The sequence below is a fragment of the Paenibacillus sp. FSL A5-0031 genome (assembly GCF_001956295.1).
Classification (GTDB): Bacteria; Bacillota; Bacilli; order Paenibacillales; family Paenibacillaceae; genus Pristimantibacillus.
Genome location: NZ_MRTD01000011.1, coordinates 1 through 16,095, shown reverse-complemented (window position 1 = coordinate 16,095; position 16,095 = coordinate 1). Strand labels below are relative to the sequence as shown.

The following is a 16,095-nucleotide window of genomic DNA, read 5'->3' as shown; positions in this document are numbered from 1 at the left end:
AGGAATGTCTGCGTAGTCAGTTAAAGTGGAGCAAGTGTAAAGTCAGTGATTTCTACCTTAATCAGCTTCCCTTTAGGAATAATAGGATTGATTAAGTTGAGAAGCTTCGACTCAAGTGCGTCTTCACCTTGAGAACCCTGCAGCTCATCTGCTGTCATATCAGCAATAACACGGTTAATAATTGGGCGAACTTCAATCTCAAGCAGTTTATCAAAATCTTCTTTTGTTTTCTTCTTGTCAAGCTGGAAAGCAAAACTCAAAATAACGACATATTCACGATCTTTCAGATTTCTTCTGAATTCCTTTAATTCAGAAGTTACGGCCACACGCTCATCAGCCGATAAAGCTTTAACCTCAATCGTTTTTGTTTCCGTCGCCTGCTCCTTAGGGTCAGTAAAAAACGACTTGAACAAGATGATTGAAACAATGGCGATTAATGTTATGGATAACAAAATCGTAATTAACCAAGGTAGCATTTTCTTCATGACGATGGACCCTCCGTTTGCTCACTCTTTTGGGCCGCCGCAATAAGGCCAATTGTGCGAAGATACTGCCCATTAAGCTGCAACAGTTCCGTTGTTTTTTCTTTTACAACCAGCTTCTTGCCCGTCGTAAGTGTAATCACCGTATCCGCTGATTCTTCAATCATTTCAATTAATAAAGCATTTATTGTGACCTTTGTTCCGTTCAACCGCGTTACGGTAATCATCAGTTGCCCCCTCACACCTAGGGGAGGCGTTAAGCCTCCCGCTCGTTATGACTTACTTATCGTTTTAGATTAACTACCTCTTGCAAAATTTCATCAGAAGTTGTAATGATACGTGAATTCGCTTGGAAACCACGTTGTGCAACAATCATTTCTGTAAATTCAGCAGTTAAGTCAACGTTAGACATTTCCAGCTGACCGGCAATGATTGCGCCTGTACCGAATTCAGGATCAGTCGCAAACGTCATGAAATCCTCAATAGAAGCATCTGGATTTGCATTCGCTGTAACACGGTACATATTGCCGCCAAGTTTCTCAAGACCACTTGGATTTACAACTTTGGCTACGCCAAGCTGTGCAACGGCTTCCGTACCATCCGCTGTTACACCCATGATCGTTCCGTCTTGACCAATGGAAAACGCCGTAATTGCCTCATCAAGTACGATAGGCTCTTGATCAACGCTTAGTACGAAATAGCCATCACCTGTAACAAGCTGTCTATTCGAATCAAGCGTAAAGTTGCCCGCACGTGTTAAAAGCATTTCAGAATCTTCGCTCGCTCTAACTACGAAAAATCCGTCTCCGTCAATACGAAGGTCTGTCGGTTGGTTCGTTGTCATTGCGCTTCCTGCGGTATGTACGGTATCGATAGAGCCGATAGACACGCCGAGTCCGATTTGTTTTGCGTTAACGCCGCCGCGCACGCCTTCCTCAGGTGCGGTAACGCCCGCAACCGTTTGGCTCAAAATATCTTTGAACATGACGCGCCCTGCTTTAAAGCCAACCGTGTTCACGTTCGCAATATTGTTACCAATAACGTCTAGCTTTGTTTGGAAGCCGCGCATACCGGACACGCCCGAATACATCGATCTTAGCATTTTCGTAATTCCTCCTAGGGAATGGATTAAAATCTTATGGGCTTCAAAAAAAATGTTAGCACTATCATAAACTGCTTCAATCGGTCCACAGCTTGAGGCTCCCTGATAGGTCCAGCCTTACGATAATATAATAGCGCTGTCTATTTGCGTAAATACGTTGCTTCGCATTTGCGCGCCATCCATTGCAGTCACAACTGTACGGCTTGGGACATTCACAATCATTGCAATGTCTCGGAAAACGATTAATGAATCCTGAGCGCCTTTGGATGCTGCCTCTTCGACCGCATTCATTATTTTGGTTAATGACTCTGGTTGCAAGTTAATGCCTCGCTGCTGCATTCTAACCTCGGCATGATGACTAAACTTTAAAACCTTGCCATTAAGTATTTCTTGAAATTCAGATGGCTGAGCTGAACGGTTGGCAACGGTCTTGCTAGGCTGCAGAGGTGTCGACTTAACCGGGAAAATATGACCGATTTTTATGCCTTCACTCATTATTTATCAGCCCCTTCCTCAGCACCAGCTGGATCCGAAGGATTCTTGTCTACGCCGTTATCTTCCCCTGTAGGATCCTCTGGCGTTGGTGTTTCACCCGTTGTTTCCGATATAGAGTTGACATAATCAAGAGCAATTTCAGCTCCGCCTACCCTTGCATAAAGGAGACCATCCTTCGAAATAATGGAATCAACTACGCCTTTGGCGGTCTTGATTGCACCAGCATCATCATATTCATTCCATTCAATCGTTTTACCGATCAAGCTGGATGCTGAACCAATGTTTTGACGCATTAAAGATAGCTCGGTGGACATATTCATCAGCTGCTCTACAGAAGTAAATTGCGCCATCTGAGCGATGAACTCTTTATCCTGAAGCGGCTGCATAGGATCCTGGTTGCGAAGCTGCGTAACTAGAATACTTAGAAATTGATCTTTCCCAAGCGTATCCGTGTTTTTTTTATTTGCTGCAGCTTGTACATTCTCTTTGCTGTAATTCGGCCAAACTACGCGAGTAGAAACGCTATCTGCCATTTCCGATCACCTCCGATCTCTCTAACCCTCTACTAACTCCACTACGCTTTAACGTTGATGCCTCTGCCAAATCCAAGACCTTGAATCGTCGCTTGTTGAACCATTTCGGTTTCAAATTGAGACTCATTCACAGTTTCGTCAGTGTTCACAGCATTACGATTGGATGACTGCTGCTGATTGCTTCCTTGTCCATGCTGCTGTTGAAACAGCTGCGCAGCTGATTGTCCTTGCGAAACCTCAAGCTTATCTACCATTAGGCCTTGTGCTTGAAGCGCTGACCGCAGTTGAGCCATTTGATTATCCAGCATGTCCTTGGCCATTGCCGTATCCGTTTGGAAGATCGCGGTTAAAAGTCCATTTTGCATCGTTATTTTTACGTCTACTTGCCCTAAATGTTCAGGGTATAACATGAGTTTCGCTTCTGAAACGCCATTCAATGTAGTAAGATCAAATTTCTGTACGATCATACCTGTCATGGATTGGGCAAATTCATCAGCGACAACAAATGAAGTAGCTGCTGCTGCATTAGCAACAAGAGAAGTAAACGTCCGCATTGTATCCGGATTGTTTGTTCCAAGCTGCATTTGCGGAATCAATTCAATAGAAGAGTCAGATACATCTGATGCGATTGCCTGCTCCATACCCTGTACTGCAGTTGTTAATAATGCAGGATGGGCGGTTTGCTGTGACAGTCGTTGCAATAGCGTACTAACGTCAGCTTGCTGTACATGTTGAGCCGTAAACAGTTGTTGTGTAAAAGCGGTCGATTTCGTATGAGTCTTAGTCGTATCCACCGGCTCGCCTTCCAAAATCGCTGTTAACGCCTTAAGCTGTTGTGCCACCAAAACTGTTGGCTCTTGCTGTCCAACCAATTTTGTTGTTCCCTGCTGCAGCATCACTTGCATTTGCAGCAACGTATCCTGCAGGCTTGATTTGATATTTACAGCATTTTTCCCCTCTAGTGAAATAAAGGAGTCTTCCTCACCGTTAGTCGGTTGACCAATCGGTTGCTGAATGACAGGCACTGGAATGCCAAGCAGAGCAAGCAAAGCATTCATTTGATCAAGCACGTCTTCCAACTGTTGGAGCTGCTGATCATCTTCAAGAGGAGCCTTGCCGTCTTCACCATTAGTTGCATCCAATTGCTCTAGCAAGCCATCGATGATTGACATGAGGTCAGATAATGTTGGTGCTGCAGCAGCGCCATCCACCCCTACCATAGCTTCCTTAGATACGTTTGCAACTAAAGGTGCAGCTTGCGTCTGACTGCTGCTGCCAGCAGTTTCACTATTAATTTGCTGCACTAACGTTTTCTGAAACGCTGCTCCGCTTGTATTGCCGCTTGCTTGTCCCGTTGTTGTACCTTGTGCTTGCGGTTGTACTACAGCAACTTGTGAAATGTTCATTTCCATTTTTCTCACCTCCTTTCAAATAGAGGGAAAACATAAGGTCTGACATTAACTTCCTGTCATTAATTTAGCTACAATTTTGGCTGTAGTCGTTTCATTAATTCCAGACATTTCTGCAATAATGGATGATCTTGTTTGATTATCGACCGCATTTAAAATCCGAAGCACTTTGCTTGGACTCACATCTATCATTTTGATAAGAAGCTCTGCAGCGCTCTTTGCATTCATAGCTGTAAACGTTGCACTTAATTGCTCTTGATCAAGAACAGAGGAAGCAGGCTTCGTTGTTGGCGATTTCTGTGAATCAAGTCTTGCTTGAAGCGCGGCAATTTGCAAATCCTTTGCCTGCACGTTATCCTTCAGCTTCATCGCTGCATCAGCTGCCGTCTGAGGATTCATCTTCTCCATAATGCGCACTCGATCATCAGGCCGCATATTTGCAAATACGAGCACCATTTCATCTAAAGTCATGCTTTGCAAGATTGGAGCAGCTTTACTTGGCGTAATTTTGGAAAACATGCTTGCCAGCTCTTGAATTTTCGCTTGATATTGCTCATCCTCAAGCAATTGATCATCGTTTACACCTTTAAGCTGGGTGTTATCACTTTCCAAATTCTTTACTTCTTGCTCAAGCGTCGCTTTCGTTTGATTCGCAGCTGCCAGTTCGCTTTCAATTGCAGTAAGCTGTGTTTGCAAATCTGCTATTTTTGCTGACATATTCGCTGTCTTCAAAGCATCATCATTTCCAGGCCCGCCTGCAACCTTTGGCTCGGGAAGCACGTCTTTTAGAAAGGGAACTGAGTTTCCGGCTTCCAGCATCTTATTGCGGAAATCAATATTGAACAAGGTGTACAAAACACCGAGCAATACAATTGCGAATAAAATTGGTGTCATCAAAAACATAATTCTCTCTAGCGTGCTATAGCCTTGCTTTTCATTATCCATACCCGCCAATTCCACTCACTCCCTCTAGCCGGTGTCACGCATCACTTTATGGGGTTGGTATCATGAAACGGACGCTTGCCATCTCATCTAGTTCGTTCTGCTCTTTGATTTGCATCGCATACTGGAACCGATCACGCGCATGATCTTTTGCTTTAAGCCACACTTTCTCATCTTTCATCTTGTCTGAAAGCTTAAGTCGGCTTTGCTCAACCGCCTTTTGTGCATGCAACACATCTTTCAATTTGCTTGTAATGCAAGTGACCAAATAGTCCAAATATTGCTGAATAACTTGAAGCTCAGATAAAGGAACAGCAGTCTGTGAAGATTCAAGCAGCTTGCTTTCCCATTCTTGCTGCTTCGCACGCAATTGCTCTAACGACAATTCTTCAGCCGCTAGAGCACCAATGGCCGATGAAAGAATCCATTCCGCCTGTGTTTTTTCACTAGATTTTAAATCAACAACTTTTTGAAAAGTATAACGAAACGATGCCATCTCGTGATTCAACTCCTGTAGAAGTCATTAATTAAACGACTTTGCGCTTCCTCTAAGCTCACCTTTTCATTGGTCTTTTGCTTTGTGTAGCTCTGAATCGGTTCAATAAATTCTAGCGCCATATCAATTTCTACATTTGATCCTCGTTGGTACGCCCCTATATTGATCAGGTCTTCCGAATCTTTATATGTAGCTAGCATTTTTTTTAGTTCATTCGCCGCATCTTGCTGTTCTTCTGTGACAATTTCCTTCATAACACGGCTGACAGAAGCTAAAACATCGATGGCAGGAAAATGACCCTTATGCGCTAGCTGACGACTTAAAACGATATGACCATCCAATATTCCGCGGACAGCATCCGCGATAGGTTCATTCATATCGTCACCATCAACAAGAACGGTATAGAAGGCGGTTATCGAGCCTGTGGGCCCTGTCCCTGCACGTTCCAGAAGCTTTGGCAGTGCAGCGAATACAGAAGGTGTATAACCTCTAGTAGCAGGCGGTTCACCAATAGCCAGACCTACTTCACGAAGAGCCATTGCATACCTTGTAACGGAATCCATCATCAACATAACGTCCAGACCGCGATCACGGAAATATTCAGCAATGGATGTCGCAATTAATGCGCCTTTCATGCGAATGAGTGCTGGTTGATCTGAAGTTGCAACAATAACAACCGAACGAGACAAGCCTTCTGGGCCAAGATCCTTCTCGATAAATTCGAGCACTTCACGACCACGCTCGCCGATTAATGCAATTACGTTAACATCAGCTGAAGTATTGCGAGCAATCATGCCAAGCAGTGTACTTTTCCCTACACCGGATCCAGCGAATATGCCTACACGCTGACCACGCCCGACGGTAAGAAGCCCATCAATCGCTCTTACACCGATACCGAGTGGTTCAACGACGCGCGGACGTTTAAGCGGATTGCTTGGTTCATTATAAGTAGAGTAATGCGGCATTCGCCTTGGCAAAAATGATCCATCCAGCGGATTTCCAAGCCCATCGAGCACTTTACCGAGCAGCTCTGATCCGACTTGAACAGTCAAAGGTTTGCCTGTACCTACAACATCACAGCCCGGGCTAATGGACTGAAGATCACCAAGAGGCATTAATATTACTTTATTATCACGAAAACCAACGACCTCTGCCTTGATAGGTTTTGCGCCTTTGGAAGGATAAATAAAGCAAACATCGCCAATGCTCGCATCAGGTCCTTCTGACTCCACGGTTAGACCGATAACCTGAGTGACTTTGCCATTTACCCGAACGGGATCAAGCGGCTGCAAATGCTCAATATACTTAAGCACATCTAGATTATTCACTATCATAGGCTTGACCTCGTTCTTCGCCGCTATGATGAGCAAGATGTATTAATTCTTTTTTAATCTCAGCAAGCTGCGTGTCAATTCGAGCGTCTATGCTGCCAAATGAAGAGCGAATGACACAACCATTGTCTTTAACCGTCGAGTCAGGCAAAATTTGCAATTCCGCTTGAGAATCGATGGCCATATGAAGCTCTTCTCTAGCCGCTTGCACGAATGCAAGCTGTCCAGGTGCAACACATAGAGTAATAACTCCTTGCTCTCTGCGTCTAGACAATGATTTGCGAATGAGCTCGATTGCCATTTCAGGAGCCGTTGATAGCTGCTGCCCAATAATTTTTTCGGCAATCGCACAGCTTAGTTCAACAAGAAAGGGTTCTGCTTCCTGAATGATTTGTTCTCTCATTTGAAATGCAGTTTTTAGCACATCCGATGCTTCAGCCAGCTTTTGCTCCCAGATCTCACGCATTTCCTTTTCGGATTGCGCGGCTCCTTCGGCATAACCAAGCTCATAGCCTGATTGCCTGGATGCTTCTGATGCTGATTCATCTTCCGTACGTTTTTCGAGCCACCATACATCGATTTGCTGCTGTGTTTCAGCAAGAAGCTTTTCGCTTTCTTCTGCTGCATCACGCAGTCTCTCTTCTGCATATAGCTGAGCATCATTTAATATTTGATCTCGCAAAGTTATCGTTTCTTCATCAGGAACGGGTTCCATATCCTCTTCCTGATCCAGCGATTCATTGATTTCAAGATTCCGTTGATGCAGCCATTCGAGCTGCTTCAATTGATCAAGAGTAATCACACTCGAAGATTTGATCAAATTAGACAATGATATCGTCTCCTCCACCACGGGCGATGATGATTTCACCTGACTCTTCTAATCTGCGAATCGTAGCAACAATGCGTGTTTGCGCTTCTTCAACATCACGAAGCCGCACTGGTCCCATAAATTCCATTTCTTCTTTGAATGTTTCGGCCATACGCTTCGACATATTGCGGAAGATCGCTTCTCTAACTTCTTCACTTGCCACTTTAAGCGCAAGCTGAAGATCGGAATTCTCGATATCGCGAATGATTCGTTGAATGGAGCGATTGTCGATATTGACAATGTCCTCGAACACGAACATCCGTTTTTTGATTTCTTCTGCAAGCTCTGGATCTTGAATTTCAAGCGCGTCGAGAATCGTACGCTCCGTCCCGCGATCGACACCATTCAATATTTGAACGATAGAGTCGATACCGCCAGCATTCGTGTAATCCTGGGTAACGGTTGCGGACAGTTTTTGCTCAAGCACTCTTTCCACCTGCGAAATGACTTCTGGCGATGTGCTATCCATCAGAGCAATTCGCCTCGCAACCTCTGCTTGTTTCTCTTGCGGCAGCGACGAAAGAATGTGCGAGGACTGCTCCGATTGCAAATACGATAATACCAAAGCAATCGTTTGCGAGTTCTCATTTTGAATAAAGTTCAAAATTTGTGTAGGCTCCGCTTTTCTAGCGAAGTCAAATGGTCTTACTTGAAGCGTTGCCGTTAACCGGTTAATAACTTCAAGAGCTTTTTGTTCACCAAGCGCTTTCTCCAAAATGTCTTTGGCATAAGAAATGCCGCCTTGCGTGATATACTCTTGAGCCATACAGATTTGGTGGAACTCGCTTAAAATCGTTTCACGATCACTACTGTCCACTTTACGGACATTTGCGATTTCAAGTGTAAGCTGTTCAATTTCTTCATCTCTTAAATGCTTAAATATTTGAGAGGAAACATCAGGTCCAAGCGTAATAAGTAAAATGGCAGCTTTCTGTCGACCAGATAATCCTTGCATTGATTTTGACACATGAACCACCTCTATTCATCCACAAGCCATGTGCGAAGAAGGTTAACGAACTCATCCGGTTTTCGTTTGGCAAGTGTTTCAAGATTTTTTCTAGCCTGACTGTCGTTGTTGACACTTTCCAAATCAAGAGTTGGATATTCCACTTTAGCTGGAGCAACCAATTCAATTTCTTCCTCGGCAACCTTCTTGCGTCTGCGTGCTAACATGTAGATAAGTCCGCCAATGATAGCAAGAGCAGCAACACCAATTCCGATAATCCAAGGTGTTGATAGGAGGCTCGATTCCTTAGCAGAACTGCTTCCAGAAAATGTTCTTGCAATAAGAGCAACTTTTTTCTCTATCAATGCGTCATTGGTTACATCTTGACCAGAATCAGCTAGTTGTGCGCGCACCAATGCAGTCAAATATGTCATAATGGCCGTTCTGCTTGCTTCATCATTCATTTGTGACTGTTCAATGCCGATACTAATAGAAAGGTCTTTTAAAACAAATGGTCCGGATTCGATGTTGTTGTTGATTCGTGTCACATCATAATTCCGAATAGTCGAGTTCGATTCTGAAGAATTGCTGCCCGTCGCAGCCGCTTCGTAGCCTGGCACGTCAGTCTCTCCAGTTCCTGCAACACCGCCAGCGTCTCCGGAATTGCCAGTCGAAGTACTGTTATTCAGCTGTTCACTAATGATAATGCCGTTATTGTTGTTATTGTCTAGCGGCTTCACAACAGATTCTTGCGATGTCTTCTTATCGAAGTTCATGCTGCTAGAAACTTGAACGACTAAATTATCAGCTCCAACGATCGTTCCTAGAAACTGCTGGATATTTTTCTTGAGCTCAGCCTCGTATTTCCTTTGAATGACGAATTGGGACTCAACCGCATCTGAATTATTAGCAATCCCGCCAGCAACATCAGAGTAAATTAATTCGCCTTGAGGACTTGAGATCGTAATATCCTTAATTGCCAAATCCGGAACTGCTGTTTTCACCAAGTTGTAATAGCCGTCGATTTCCTTCTGGCTTGGACGATAGCCAGACACGAATTTCATCATAATCGATGCTGATGCTTGCTCCGCGTCTTCTGCAGAAAGAAATACACTTTCTTTTGGCAAGTTAACCAAAACCTTCGAACTGTCCACACCTTGCATCGCATTCAGCAACTGTTGAACTTCACCGTTCAAAGCATTCAAATATTTTACATTGAATTCATTTTCGGTTGTGCCAAACTGGCTTGAGCTTGCATTAAATGCTTCAAAACCAATGGAACCGTTTTGAACTAAACCTTGAGAACCTACATCTACCTTTATTCGTGCTGCATCTGTGCTCGGTACTGAAATGCTTTTCCCATTGTTGCTGAGCTGGTAAGGTATTCCGCTTCCGTCTAAGTAAGTCATAATAGCAGCTGCGTCTGTTGTATCCAAACCTTGAAAAGCAATTTCGTATTCCGTTCTCGTAAATACAATCGTTAACAAAATAATTGCTAACAATAGTCCACTAATAGATGCCCCCAACCAAATTTTTTGTTTTCTGCCCGTCTGGCTCCATAATTGTGTAAGCCTACCTCGAAACTGGGCGATTCTCTCGTTCACATTTTCACCTCACCCAAATACTATGCTAGGTCTTCATGATGGTTAAATTTGCATCCGCATCATTTCTTGATATGCCTCGACCATTTTGTTGCGGACTTGTGAGGTAAGCTGCAAACTTAGTTGCGCCTGCTCAGAAGCAATTAAAACCTTTGAAACGTCAACCTGACCTATTAAGTATTTGTCGTTAAGCTTATGAACGTTCTTTTCCTGATCACTTACATTATTAATTGCCGTTTCTAGATATTGACCAAATGATTGCGTCAATTGCGCCGGAGTCGCTTCTTGAACCGATTTAGTTTCAATGAGTTTGGTTGGCTGAACCGGGCTAAGCGACATCGCTTGTATCATCATTACTCCCCCAATACTTCATATGGAATTGTTAATCAATTACTTTCCTATTTCTAGTGCCTTAACAAACATTGATTTGGTAGCGTTTAGCGCGGTTACGTTTGCTTCGTAAGATCTTGTAGCTGCAATCATATCTACCATTTCCTTCGTTACATCCACATTCGGCATATTAACATAGCCGTTTGCATCAGCATCAGGATGCGTTGGATTATAAATGAGCTTGTTTGGCGATTGATCCTCTTTAATTCTCGTAACTTTAACTCCTTGAGCAGCGGAGTTTTCATTCATTTGCTGAGAAAGCACATTTGAGAAGGACTGCTGCAGAGGTTCAATGACAACCATCTTTCTCTTATACGGCTGGAATTGTCCATTTACAAAACTGCCTCTCGTCGTTTCAGCATTCGCTATATTAGAAGAAATTACATCCATCCGCAGTCTTTGTGCTGATAGAGCCGAAGCGCTGATATCAAACCCTGTGGACAATTTCATCGTTAAGCTCTCCCTTCAATCGCTGTGCGCATCATTCTTACCTCATGATTAATCTGTTGGACATAAAAGTTGTAGCTTAATTGGTTCTTAGCAAGCAAAGACATCTCACGATCGACATCAACATTATTTTCATTGTTGTTCATCGAAGTTGTTTCATCGGTAATAAGTTTGGGTATAGGTACATTAGAAGAACTTGCTCCAATAGCAATATGCTTTTGATTCGTTCGTTTGCCGATCAATTGCCCTTGCGTATTTCCCATGGATTGCTCTAATAATTCCTCAAACAAAACCTCTGACCGTTTGAAATGCGGCGTATCACCGTTTGCCACATTGTTAGAAATGACGCGCTGCCGCATTTCAGCTGCTTGAAGCGCACCTTCCATTCTTCCAAATGCTGCGCCATTCAACAAATTCACGTAGTTTCACCACTTTCACATAGGGGATCTTCTTAACGTATTCAACAGATTACTGCTCATTCCTTCTTTGTTCGACAGTAAATATTAAAAAAATGAGATACATGTGTCGATTTTTGCCGACATGATAATATTCAACAATTTCCTAAATTATTACAATAAGAAAAAAGCCCTATCTTTAAAATCAGATAGGGCAAAAATGGTCTAAACGTCCTATAATTATCGCTTCATCTTATCTAATTCTTGCAATAATTGGTGATTTAATATTTTAATGTATGTGCCTTTCATGCCTAATGACCTTGTTTCTATGACACCAGCACTCTCCAGTTTCCTAAGCGCATTTACAATAACTGAACGAGTTATGCCTACTCGATCAGCGATCTTCGATGCGACAAGCAAACCTTCCTTGCCATCAAGCTCCTCGAAAATATGCTCGACTGCTTCTAATTCGCTAAATGACAACGAACCGACTGCAACGGCAACGACTGCACGACTGCGAACCTCTTGCTCAATCTCATCCGCGCGCTCCCGTAAAATCTCCATGCCTACAATCGTTGAACCATATTCAGCTAAAATAAGGTCATCGTCATCGAAAGTACCGGACAAACGGGTCAGGACCAACGTACCTAGACGATCTCCTCCGCCAATAATAGGTACAACCGTCATAATTTCTTGATCACCTAACCGCGGAAAAGTTTCGTAAATTCCCGAATCAGGTTTCACATTCGTCATCGATTCCTGCATATCAAGAAACCGAACGTTGCTCTCTTGCGGAAAACGAAGCTCATCAGCTGATAACGTTCGCATGAAATCATGATCAAACGCATCTACTGCGGAGCATCCAAGTATTTTACCCCTCCGGCTGACGACAAACACATTGGTTTGAATCGTTGTACAAAGTACTTCTGCCATTTCCCTGAAACTCAGCGCTTTGCCAGCTGCGCGTTGCAACAACCGGTTCAGCGTTCTAGTCTTCGTTAGTAAAGTCATTCTAATGCCTCCCAAAACTCATAACAACTACAGTATATATTGACTCAAATCACGATTTTGCGCAATGCTTCCGAGTTTTTCTCGAACGTAATCCGGCGTAATCGTCATTTTTTCGAGCGACAGCTCAGGCGCTTCAAAAGATAGATCCTCCAGCAGCTTCTCCAAAATCGTATGCAAGCGACGTGCGCCAATATTTTCTGTATTGCGGTTAACATCTGCGGCAATAGACGCAAGCTCGCGAATCGCCTCATCCGTAAATTCGATCTGAATGCCTTCCGTTTCAAGTAGAGCTGAATACTGCTTCGTTAAAGCATTTTTTGGTTCTTTCAAAATGCTTACAAAGTCGTCCAAGCTAAGACTAGTCAGCTCTACCCGAATCGGGAAACGACCTTGAAGCTCTGGTATCAAGTCCGAAGGTTTCGCAACATGAAACGCGCCAGCAGCGATAAACAACACATAATCCGTTTTAACTGGACCATATTTTGTCATGACAGTTGAGCCTTCAACGATAGGCAAAATATCACGTTGAACACCTTCCCTAGATACATCTGGGCCAGATCCACGTGATGGGCTCGCAATTTTGTCAATTTCATCTATGAAAATAATGCCGGATTGCTCAGCTCTTGTAATCGATTCGGTAATGACATCATCCATATCGATTATTTTGTTAGCTTCCTCCTGAGTCAACACCTTGCGTGCTTCCTTTACAGGCAGCTTGCGCTTCTTCGGCTTCTTCGGCATTAATTGACCGAACAGCTCCTGCATATTCATGCCCATGCCCTCTGGACCCTGGCCTGAAAGCATATCCATCATATTAGGAGAGGAGTCCTCTACCTCAATTTCAATGATTTCGTTTTCCAGCTTGCCAGCCGCGAGCTGTTCTTTAATTTGTGAACGTTTTTGAAAAAGCGCATTTTCCACTTCCGGCTCTTCCTTTTGCTCTTCTGATTGCTGTTGATTGCCAAACAACATTTCAAATGGATTTTTTTGCGATTTGGCCTTAGCCGTTGACGGTGCAAGCAAAGAAACGATGCGATCATTAGCTAATTTTTCTGCTCTGTCTTTTACTTTTTCCGTTTTTTCTGTTTTCACCATACGTATAGCTGTTTCCACTAGATCGCGGACCATTGATTCAACATCACGGCCTACATATCCGACCTCAGTAAATTTCGTCGCTTCTAGTTTCACAAATGGTGCTTTAACCAGCTTTGCCAAGCGGCGTGCGATTTCCGTTTTACCTACTCCGGTAGGTCCGATCATCAAAATATTTTTCGGAACGATTTCATCGCGCAGCGTTTCATCGAGCAAACTTCTCCGGTAACGATTGCGAAGCGCAATGGCTACAGAACGTTTCGCTGGTTTTTGCCCAACAATATACTTATCAAGCTCCGCTACGATCTGACGTGGCGTCAGTGCATCATTTCCCATTATAAAATCCCTCCGATTTCTATTCTTCGCTAAGACTTTCCGAAGTTTGGCCTTCTATCCAAAATCCTGTTACTCGATTTATACGATCTCTTCAACAATAATATTATGATTCGTGAATACACAAATTTCTGCCGCTATTTCTAGCGATGAACGTGCGATATCCTTTGCTTCCATTTGAGGTGCATGACGCTGAAGCGCCCTTGCTGCTGATAATGCGAAGCTGCCGCCTGAGCCGATTGCTAGAATGCCGTCATCTGGCTCAATGATCTCACCGTTGCCTGAAATAAGCAGCAAGCCGGTTTTGTCCATAACGAGCATCATCGCTTCCAATCTACGAAGGACACGGTCTGAACGCCATTCCTTGGCAAGCTCAACAGCTGAACGCTGCAAGTTGCCGTGATGCTCCTCCAGCTTTGCCTCAAACTTCTCGAACAAAGTAATGGCATCTGCAACTGATCCTGCAAAACCTGCGACGACTTGACCGCGATAAAGCCTTCTTACTTTTTTAGCAGAGTTTTTCATGACCATGCTATTCCCAAAAGTGACCTGACCATCACCGGCAATTGCACCTTTTCCCTCATGACGAACTGCGCAAATCGTTGTAGCGTGAAATTGCATTTCCATTGCTTTGCCTCCTCAAGGTTCCAAATAATTAAATTGCCATGCCTTCATTACGCAATATTATTGCAAATGTTCCTTTTTAAATTGCTCAATACCTTCCAAAGCGCGATTCGCAATCATTTCGTTCTTTTCTTTTTTGCTGCGGATCTTCTTCTCAAGCGGTGGAAATAAACCGAAATTAGCATTCATTGGTTGGAAATGCTTGAAATCGGCTGTTGTAATATAATGAGCCATACTGCCAAGCGTAGTTTGCTCCGGCAATACGAGTGGTTCAAGATCTCGAGCTAATCTTGCAGCGTTGATTCCAGCAATCAAGCCGGAAGCAGCAGATTCCACATAACCTTCAACACCGGTCATCTGGCCTGCAAAAAATAAAGTCTCGCGGTTGTTAAGCTGATAGGTAGGCTTAAGCAAACGAGGTGAATTGATAAACGTATTGCGATGCATAACGCCGAAACGAACAAACTCAGCATTTTCCAGACCTGGTATTAATGAGAAGACGCGTTTTTGCTCTCCCCATTTGAGATGAGTCTGGAATCCAACCAAGTTGTATAATGTTCCTGCAGCGTTATCCTGACGAAGCTGAATTACAGCATGCGGCAGCTCACCCGTGTGCGGATTTACAAGTCCAACTGGCTTCATAGGTCCAAACAATACGGTTTGTTTGCCTCTGCTAGCCATAATTTCGATCGGCATACAGCCTTCAAAGTAGACTTCCTTCTCAAAATCTTTTACTTCTGCTTTCTCAGCTGTTGTCAGCGCTTCGTGGAAAATTTCAAATTCTTCTTCTGTCATTGGGCAGTTCAAATAAGCAGCCTCACCTTTATCGTAACGGGAAGCTAAATAAACCTTGCTCATATCAATCGAATCTTTTTCAACGATTGGCGCTGCAGCATCATAGAAATAAAAATACTCTTCGCCCAGCAGCTCTTGAATTTGTGAAGACAAGCCCGGTGCTGTCAGTGGGCCTGTAGCAATAACAACTATCCCGTCTTTCGGAATTTCTGTTACCTCTTCATTCCGTACTTCAACAAGTGGATGCTCATGCAGTCTGCGAGTAACTTCACCAGAGAAACCGTCGCGGTCAACCGCCAGCGCTCCTCCCGCAGGTACAGCGTGCTGATCAGCACAGCTTAAAATAAGCGAGTCTAGTCGGCGCATCTCTTCCTTTAATACTCCAACAGCATTTGCAAGACCATTAGAACGCAAGCTGTTGCTGCATACAAGCTCTGCAAATTGATTCGTATGATGAGCAGGTGTTTTTGTGACTGGACGCATTTCATACAAAACGACAGGTACTCCTTGTGATGCAATTTGCCATGCTGCCTCGCTGCCTGCTAGTCCTGCTCCGATGACGGTTACTTTTTGTGGTTGTGACAAAATATATTCAATCCTTTCAGATATAGTTCACGTAGGTTGACCTTTGGCGCTACTACCTTGCCTTCAAAGGTTTTTTTATTGTAAATTAATTATTTCAAACCTTCCAAAAATTTCAAACATTTTGAAAGTTGTAAAACTTTTCAACGTTTAACTTAAGAAGCTTTTTTGAGGTAGAAAGAATTTTTAAAATCCTTCTTATTTCTCAAAAATTTAAAAAC

General features: G+C 43.5%; 19 protein-coding genes. All 19 read right to left on the bottom strand.

What is annotated here, in order from left to right; translation table 11 throughout:
* Window positions 1-20: 20 nt before the first annotated feature.
* The gene (locus BK120_RS19355; protein ID WP_076269156.1) at window positions 21-485 is read right to left on the bottom strand and encodes a flagellar basal body-associated FliL family protein; all 465 of its coding nucleotides are present in this window, start codon (window positions 483-485) and stop codon (window positions 21-23) included.
* The gene (locus BK120_RS19350) at window positions 482-709 is read right to left on the bottom strand and encodes a flagellar FlbD family protein (protein WP_054028981.1); all 228 of its coding nucleotides are present in this window, start codon (window positions 707-709) and stop codon (window positions 482-484) included. Before BK120_RS19350 ends, BK120_RS19355 begins: the two co-directional genes overlap by 4 nt.
* A 56-nt stretch (window positions 710-765) precedes the next feature.
* Window positions 766-1,584 carry a flagellar basal body rod protein FlgG gene (gene flgG / locus BK120_RS19345; RefSeq protein ID WP_076269155.1) on the bottom strand — a complete coding sequence of 273 codons (819 nt, stop codon included), beginning with the start codon at window positions 1,582-1,584 and terminating at the stop codon, window positions 766-768.
* A gap of 117 nt (window positions 1,585-1,701) precedes the next feature.
* On the bottom strand, window positions 1,702-2,079 hold the full coding sequence (locus BK120_RS19340; protein WP_076269154.1) for a TIGR02530 family flagellar biosynthesis protein: 378 nt from the start codon (window positions 2,077-2,079) through the stop codon (window positions 1,702-1,704).
* Window positions 2,079-2,612 carry a flagellar hook capping FlgD N-terminal domain-containing protein gene (locus BK120_RS19335; RefSeq protein WP_076269153.1) on the bottom strand — a complete coding sequence of 178 codons (534 nt, stop codon included), beginning with the start codon at window positions 2,610-2,612 and terminating at the stop codon, window positions 2,079-2,081. The genes BK120_RS19340 and BK120_RS19335 overlap by 1 nt, the downstream gene beginning before the upstream one ends.
* A gap of 41 nt (window positions 2,613-2,653) precedes the next feature.
* A complete protein-coding gene (locus BK120_RS19330) occupies window positions 2,654-4,024 on the bottom strand; it encodes a flagellar hook-length control protein FliK (protein WP_076269152.1) in 1,371 nt (456 codons plus the stop codon).
* 45 nt (window positions 4,025-4,069) lie between these two features.
* Window positions 4,070-4,966, bottom strand: coding sequence for a MotE family protein (locus tag BK120_RS19325; protein ID WP_256710965.1), 897 nt, complete (start codon window positions 4,964-4,966; stop codon window positions 4,070-4,072).
* A 46-nt stretch (window positions 4,967-5,012) separates the two neighbouring features.
* Window positions 5,013-5,459 (bottom strand): flagellar export protein FliJ, encoded by a 447-nt coding sequence (gene fliJ / locus BK120_RS19320; protein WP_076269151.1) that lies wholly within the window; start codon window positions 5,457-5,459, stop codon window positions 5,013-5,015.
* 8 nt (window positions 5,460-5,467) lie between these two features.
* Window positions 5,468-6,793, bottom strand: coding sequence for a flagellar protein export ATPase FliI (fliI, locus tag BK120_RS19315; protein WP_076269150.1), 1,326 nt, complete (start codon window positions 6,791-6,793; stop codon window positions 5,468-5,470).
* Window positions 6,780-7,619 carry a FliH/SctL family protein gene (locus BK120_RS19310; protein WP_076269149.1) on the bottom strand — a complete coding sequence of 280 codons (840 nt, stop codon included), beginning with the start codon at window positions 7,617-7,619 and terminating at the stop codon, window positions 6,780-6,782. The genes fliI and BK120_RS19310 overlap by 14 nt, the downstream gene beginning before the upstream one ends.
* On the bottom strand, window positions 7,612-8,613 hold the full coding sequence (fliG, locus tag BK120_RS19305; RefSeq protein ID WP_179089844.1) for a flagellar motor switch protein FliG: 1,002 nt from the start codon (window positions 8,611-8,613) through the stop codon (window positions 7,612-7,614). Before fliG ends, BK120_RS19310 begins: the two co-directional genes overlap by 8 nt.
* A 23-nt stretch (window positions 8,614-8,636) precedes the next feature.
* Window positions 8,637-10,208, bottom strand: a complete 1,572-nt coding sequence (gene fliF, locus BK120_RS19300; RefSeq protein ID WP_076269148.1) for a flagellar basal-body MS-ring/collar protein FliF — start codon at window positions 10,206-10,208, stop codon at window positions 8,637-8,639.
* Window positions 10,209-10,250: 42 nt separating this feature from the next.
* Window positions 10,251-10,556: a flagellar hook-basal body complex protein FliE gene (gene fliE / locus BK120_RS19295; protein WP_076269147.1), complete on the bottom strand. Its 306-nt coding sequence runs from the start codon at window positions 10,554-10,556 to the stop codon at window positions 10,251-10,253.
* 39 nt (window positions 10,557-10,595) lie between these two features.
* A complete protein-coding gene (gene flgC, locus BK120_RS19290; RefSeq protein ID WP_076269146.1) occupies window positions 10,596-11,045 on the bottom strand; it encodes a flagellar basal body rod protein FlgC in 450 nt (149 codons plus the stop codon).
* A 2-nt stretch (window positions 11,046-11,047) separates the two neighbouring features.
* Window positions 11,048-11,461 (bottom strand): flagellar basal body rod protein FlgB, encoded by a 414-nt coding sequence (flgB, locus tag BK120_RS19285; RefSeq protein ID WP_076269145.1) that lies wholly within the window; start codon window positions 11,459-11,461, stop codon window positions 11,048-11,050.
* A 216-nt stretch (window positions 11,462-11,677) separates the two neighbouring features.
* Entirely contained in the window at window positions 11,678-12,448 is a 771-nt protein-coding gene (gene codY, locus BK120_RS19280; RefSeq protein ID WP_076269144.1) for a GTP-sensing pleiotropic transcriptional regulator CodY, read from the bottom strand.
* Window positions 12,449-12,475: 27 nt separating this feature from the next.
* Window positions 12,476-13,876 carry an ATP-dependent protease ATPase subunit HslU gene (hslU, locus tag BK120_RS19275; RefSeq protein WP_076269143.1) on the bottom strand — a complete coding sequence of 467 codons (1,401 nt, stop codon included), beginning with the start codon at window positions 13,874-13,876 and terminating at the stop codon, window positions 12,476-12,478.
* 78 nt (window positions 13,877-13,954) lie between these two features.
* Window positions 13,955-14,500: an ATP-dependent protease subunit HslV gene (gene hslV, locus BK120_RS19270; protein ID WP_076269142.1), complete on the bottom strand. Its 546-nt coding sequence runs from the start codon at window positions 14,498-14,500 to the stop codon at window positions 13,955-13,957.
* A 57-nt stretch (window positions 14,501-14,557) separates the two neighbouring features.
* On the bottom strand, window positions 14,558-15,877 hold the full coding sequence (gene trmFO / locus BK120_RS19265) for an FADH(2)-oxidizing methylenetetrahydrofolate--tRNA-(uracil(54)-C(5))-methyltransferase TrmFO (RefSeq protein WP_076269141.1): 1,320 nt from the start codon (window positions 15,875-15,877) through the stop codon (window positions 14,558-14,560).
* Window positions 15,878-16,095: the final 218 nt, after the last annotated feature.

Bases quoted from the DNA above. Each gene is read 5' to 3' on its own strand.
- BK120_RS19355 (WP_076269156.1), bottom strand. From the start codon at position 485: ATGAAGAAAATGCTACCTTGGTTAATTACGATTTTGTTATCCATAACA.
- BK120_RS19350 (WP_054028981.1), bottom strand. From the start codon at position 709: ATGATTACCGTAACGCGGTTGAACGGAACAAAGGTCACAATAAATGCT.
- flgG (WP_076269155.1), bottom strand. From the start codon at position 1,584: ATGCTAAGATCGATGTATTCGGGCGTGTCCGGTATGCGCGGCTTCCAA.
- BK120_RS19340 (WP_076269154.1), bottom strand. From the start codon at position 2,079: ATGAGTGAAGGCATAAAAATCGGTCATATTTTCCCGGTTAAGTCGACA.
- BK120_RS19335 (WP_076269153.1), bottom strand. From the start codon at position 2,612: ATGGCAGATAGCGTTTCTACTCGCGTAGTTTGGCCGAATTACAGCAAA.
- BK120_RS19330 (WP_076269152.1), bottom strand. From the start codon at position 4,024: ATGGAAATGAACATTTCACAAGTTGCTGTAGTACAACCGCAAGCACAA.
- BK120_RS19325 (WP_256710965.1), bottom strand. From the start codon at position 4,966: ATGGATAATGAAAAGCAAGGCTATAGCACGCTAGAGAGAATTATGTTT.
- fliJ (WP_076269151.1), bottom strand. From the start codon at position 5,459: ATGGCATCGTTTCGTTATACTTTTCAAAAAGTTGTTGATTTAAAATCT.
- fliI (WP_076269150.1), bottom strand. From the start codon at position 6,793: ATGATAGTGAATAATCTAGATGTGCTTAAGTATATTGAGCATTTGCAG.
- fliG (WP_179089844.1), bottom strand. From the start codon at position 8,613: ATGCAAGGATTATCTGGTCGACAGAAAGCTGCCATTTTACTTATTACG.
- fliE (WP_076269147.1), bottom strand. From the start codon at position 10,556: ATGATACAAGCGATGTCGCTTAGCCCGGTTCAGCCAACCAAACTCATT.
- flgC (WP_076269146.1), bottom strand. From the start codon at position 11,045: ATGAAATTGTCCACAGGGTTTGATATCAGCGCTTCGGCTCTATCAGCA.
- codY (WP_076269144.1), bottom strand. From the start codon at position 12,448: ATGACTTTACTAACGAAGACTAGAACGCTGAACCGGTTGTTGCAACGC.
- hslU (WP_076269143.1), bottom strand. From the start codon at position 13,876: ATGGGAAATGATGCACTGACGCCACGTCAGATCGTAGCGGAGCTTGAT.
- hslV (WP_076269142.1), bottom strand. From the start codon at position 14,500: ATGGAAATGCAATTTCACGCTACAACGATTTGCGCAGTTCGTCATGAG.